At 63.7% G+C, this 3,920-nt stretch carries 6 protein-coding genes; 4 read left to right on the top strand and 2 right to left on the bottom strand.

The annotated features are described in order from the left end of the window. A partial coding sequence (locus JNK68_09340; GenBank protein ID MBL8540563.1) for a hypothetical protein occupies nucleotides 1-376 on the bottom strand: 376 nt, incomplete at its 3' end. Nucleotides 377-664: 288 nt separating this feature from the next. Here JNK68_09340 and JNK68_09345 point away from each other — a divergent pair. The 4 genes from JNK68_09345 (at nucleotide 665) to JNK68_09360 (ending at nucleotide 3,407) form a co-directional block, all read left to right on the top strand. Continuing rightward, a complete protein-coding gene (locus tag JNK68_09345) occupies nucleotides 665-1,690 on the top strand; it encodes a methyltransferase (GenBank protein MBL8540564.1) in 1,026 nt (341 codons plus the stop codon). Nucleotides 1,691-1,708: 18 nt separating this feature from the next. Then, nucleotides 1,709-2,701: an aldo/keto reductase gene (locus JNK68_09350; protein MBL8540565.1), complete on the top strand. Its 993-nt coding sequence runs from the start codon at nucleotides 1,709-1,711 to the stop codon at nucleotides 2,699-2,701. Between the two features lie 292 nt (nucleotides 2,702-2,993). After that, on the top strand, nucleotides 2,994-3,191 hold the full coding sequence (locus JNK68_09355; protein MBL8540566.1) for a type II toxin-antitoxin system HicB family antitoxin: 198 nt from the start codon (nucleotides 2,994-2,996) through the stop codon (nucleotides 3,189-3,191). Nucleotides 3,192-3,194: 3 nt separating this feature from the next. Further along, a complete protein-coding gene (locus JNK68_09360) occupies nucleotides 3,195-3,407 on the top strand; it encodes a type II toxin-antitoxin system HicA family toxin (GenBank protein MBL8540567.1) in 213 nt (70 codons plus the stop codon). Nucleotides 3,408-3,723: 316 nt separating this feature from the next. Here JNK68_09360 and JNK68_09365 read toward each other — a convergent pair. Continuing rightward, nucleotides 3,724-3,920 (bottom strand): phosphomannomutase/phosphoglucomutase (locus JNK68_09365; protein ID MBL8540568.1); only part of this gene is annotated, 197 nt, incomplete at its 5' end.

Below are 3,920 nucleotides of genomic sequence, written 5' to 3' on the forward strand. Positions count from 1 at the left end.
CATCGGCAAGCGCAAGGTGCCGGCCCCCGCTCGCGAGCAGCTCCCAGGGTGCATCGAGGAAGGCGCGGGCGAGGGCGCTATTGTCCTGCTTGGCGACTGCGAACTCGACTAGTAGTGGCGCTGGGGCGCCCTCCAGGACGCGGTGCAGGAACTGATCCGCGCCGTTGAGCCAGTCGTACAGCTCTTCTCCGAGCGCGAGCAATTCTGTGCTCGCAGGTCTGCCTGCTCGGGCGAGCGTCTGATGGCGCGATCGCCAACTCTCGAAGCGCCCGACATCCTCCGCCTCATTCAGCGGGCGATCCTCCCGCACCTCCACCAGATGACAGCGCAGCGCCAAACCGTGCGAGCCGAGGGAAACAGTGGCGGTGGCACTCATGCGCAGGACCACCAGTCAGGAGGTGGAGGGGCTACCTGCTTGGGCGCCGGAACGGCACTCGCCGCAAGGCCCGGCAGATACTGGGCAAGCGCGTAACGCATTCCTCCCCCGCTTCTTGAATGCCAAGTGCGAATCATGCCAAACGCGAATCGGCAGCGCTGGCATCTTAGCGTGCCGGTATGCCGAACGCCATCAGTCCTTTGACGGATCTCGCTCCGCCCGCAGGGGCGCACGATAGCGTGCCTTCTGCCACAATGACGCCCTTCGAAAACCAAGGAGGAGAAGACCATGGACGTCGAGCCCGCCGACGAACTCAGCCCCGAGCGCATCCTGCAGGTCGGCTTCGCGTTCTGGGGCTCGAAGACGCTGCTCTCAGCCGTCGAGATGGAAGTCTTCACCGAACTCGCGCGGCGACCGGGCACGCTGGAAGACTTGCAGGGGCGCCTCGGACTGCATCCACGCTCCGCCGGCGATTTCCTCGATGCGCTGGTGGCCCTCGGTTTTCTCGATCGCGTCGACGGCGTCTACTGCAACACCCCCGCGACCGAGCGCTTCCTCGACAAGCGCAAGCCGTCCTACATCGGCGGCATTCTCGAGATGGGCAACCACCGGCTGTACCGCTTCTGGGGCGGGCTGACGGAGGCGCTGCGCACCGGCTTGCCGCAGAACGAACTCAAGGGCGGCGGCGAGTCCCTCTTCACGACGCTCTACGCCGATCCGGCGCGGCTGAAAGAATTCCTGCGGGCGATGACCGGCGTGAGTCGCGGTGCCAATCTCGGCATCGCCGAGAAGTTTCCGTGGCGGCAGTACCGCAGCTTCGTGGATGTCGGCACTGCGCAGGGGGATCTCGCGGTGCAGGTAGCGCTCGCGCATCCGCATCTCAACGGCATGGGTTTCGATCTCGCCGAAGTCGGGCCGATCTTCGAGGAGTACACCGCGGTCAACGGCGTCGATCACCGCGTGAAGTTCGTCGCGGGCGACTTCTTCACCGATCCCATCCCGCGGGCGGAAGTCGTGATGATGGGGCACATCCTCCACGACTGGGACCTCGACCAGAAGAAGCTGCTGCTGCGCAACGCGTGGGAGGCGCTGCCAAGCGGCGGTGCGATGATCGTCTACGAGGCGCTGATCGACGACGAACGCCGCGGCAATGCGTTCGGCCTGCTCATGAGCCTCAACATGCTGGTCGAGACGCCGGGCGGCTTCGACTACACCGGGGCGGATTGCGCCGGCTGGATGCAGGAGGTGGGGTTCAGCGAGGTCTACGTCGAGCATCTGATCGGCCCGGATTCCATGGTGGTGGGGATCAAGTAGCAATATCGGAGAAAGCACATGCAACACGTTCGACTCGGCAACACCGGCCTGCGGGTCTCGCGGCTCTGCCTCGGCACCATGACATTCGGCTTGCAGTGCGACGAGGCGACTTCGCGCGCGATCCTCGACGCTGCCACCGAAAGCGGCATCACCTTCATCGACACCGCCGACGTCTATCCCCTCGGCGGCACGCTCGATACCGTCGGCCGCACCGAGGAGATCATCGGTCGCTGGCTCAAGGGCCGGCGCGACGAGTTCGTCATCGCGACCAAGTGCGCGAACAAGGTCGGCCCCGCCGCGTGGCAGCAGGGGGCGTCGCGCAAGCACATCCTGTGGGCGATCGACCGGTCGCTCCAGCGCTTGGGCACCGACTACGTCGACCTCTATCAGATCCACCACTACGACGCCGCGACGCCGATCGAGGAAACGCTCGAAGCGCTCGACATCGTCGTGCGCAGCGGTCGGGCGCGTTACGTCGGCTGCTCCAATTTCCTCGCCTGGCGGGTTGCGCGTGCGCTGGGCAAGAGCGAGGCGCGCGGGATCACCCGCATGGCGACGGTGCAGCCGCGCTACAACCTGATTTTCCGGCAGATCGAGCGGGAGCTATTGCCGCTGTGCGCGGAGGAAGGCTTGGGCGTCATCCCCTACAACCCGATCGCTGGCGGCCTGCTGAGCGGGAAGCACGACCGCTCGCGGCCGCCGCCCGAGGGCTCGCGGTTCACGCTCGGAACGGCGACCTCGATCTATCAGGACCGCTATTGGCACGAGCGCGAGTTCGAAACCGTGGGCAAGCTCGCGGACATCGCGAAGGAGAGCGGGGTATCCCTGGTGACACTGGCGGTCGCCTGGGTGCTGGCGAATCCGGTGATCACGTCTCCCATCATCGGCGCGAGCCGCCCGGAGCAACTCGCCGCGAGCGTGGCGGGGATGGACTTCGTGATGACGCCCGAGCTTAAGCAGCGGCTGGACGATCTGACCCAGGAGTACCGGATGGGGGATGCGGCGAGGTGAATGCGCCTTTCTCGAATGATTGATGGCCAAGCGTATGTCCGGTTTGCCGCTTTGTAAGTGACAGGTTTTGGGGCACTGCGGTTCTTCTGTGTTCGTGCTCCAGCGGCCGCTGCCTCAAGCGGTAGGGCGCAGAATGTCTACTCTGAAGCTCGGCCGAAACGAAGATCGGTGGTGTAGGGCGCGTGCGAGGCCATCCCTGTCGTCATCCGCCTAGCGCCCAAGTGCCATGCGTGCTTATCCCTCAACGTTCGGCGTCCCGGACAAAGCGGGCTATACTGCCTGCGGAGGTTCTATGAAATACAAGATTGCGATACACAGATCTGACGAAGGCTTTAGCGTCTCCGTCCCCGGGTTGCCCGGATGTTGGTCCCAGGGTGCCACGGAGAGGGAGGCTCTAGAGAACATCCGGGATGCCATCCGAGAGTACATCTCGGTCGTCGAAGAGCAGCTTGAGGGTGAAGAGATTCGAGAAGTCGAGATAACGGTGTAGCACTTGCCCAAGGTTCCCGGGGTAAATCACCTTGATGCGGTACGCGCCTTCGAAAAGGCTGGATTCTGGATCGCGCGTCAAGGCAAGCACATCGTGATGACTAACGGTCGGCGGATCCTTACCGTTCCGCGCCACAATCCCGTCAACGCATTCACGATGGGTGGTCTTGTTCGTGATGCCGGGCTTACGGTCGAGCAGTTTCGCGAACTGCTGTAAGCGGACGCGGCCTATCATCTCGATCGGTCCCGGGTAATGGGTTTACCGCGTTGTGGCGGCGCTTGGGGTCTGTCTCGTCTTTCTCTTGGATGGTTTCGAAAGGAAGTGACCTATCCCTTCTGGTCCAGGGCCAATGACTTCACCACGCCGTATCTCCGTTTCGTATTAGCCGGCGCTGTTACGACGTAGATCGGCGCTTCCAAGGACCGCCATCTTGGAGGCAGAGGCTCGCAATGGAACCACCGGCTACCGCATCTGTTGTCTCTGCAGTAACGGCCCTTGTCGCAGTAGTCGTTAGCCCAATCTTCACCTCACCTTAAAACGGCAGCACCGCATCTGGCTTCGCACCGAGGATCACGCGCCGGAAGTCGTCCTGAATCCGCTTGAGCGCTGCTTCATCGTCGGCTTCGAAGCGCAGCACGATGACCGGCGTCGTGTTCGACGAGCGGGCGAGCCCGAAGCCGTCGGCATATTCGACGCGCAGCCCGTCGAGCGTGACGATGTCGCGCGCGT

The sequence above is a fragment of the Betaproteobacteria bacterium genome, assembly GCA_016791345.1.
Classification (GTDB): domain Bacteria; phylum Pseudomonadota; class Gammaproteobacteria; order Burkholderiales; family JAEUMW01; genus JAEUMW01.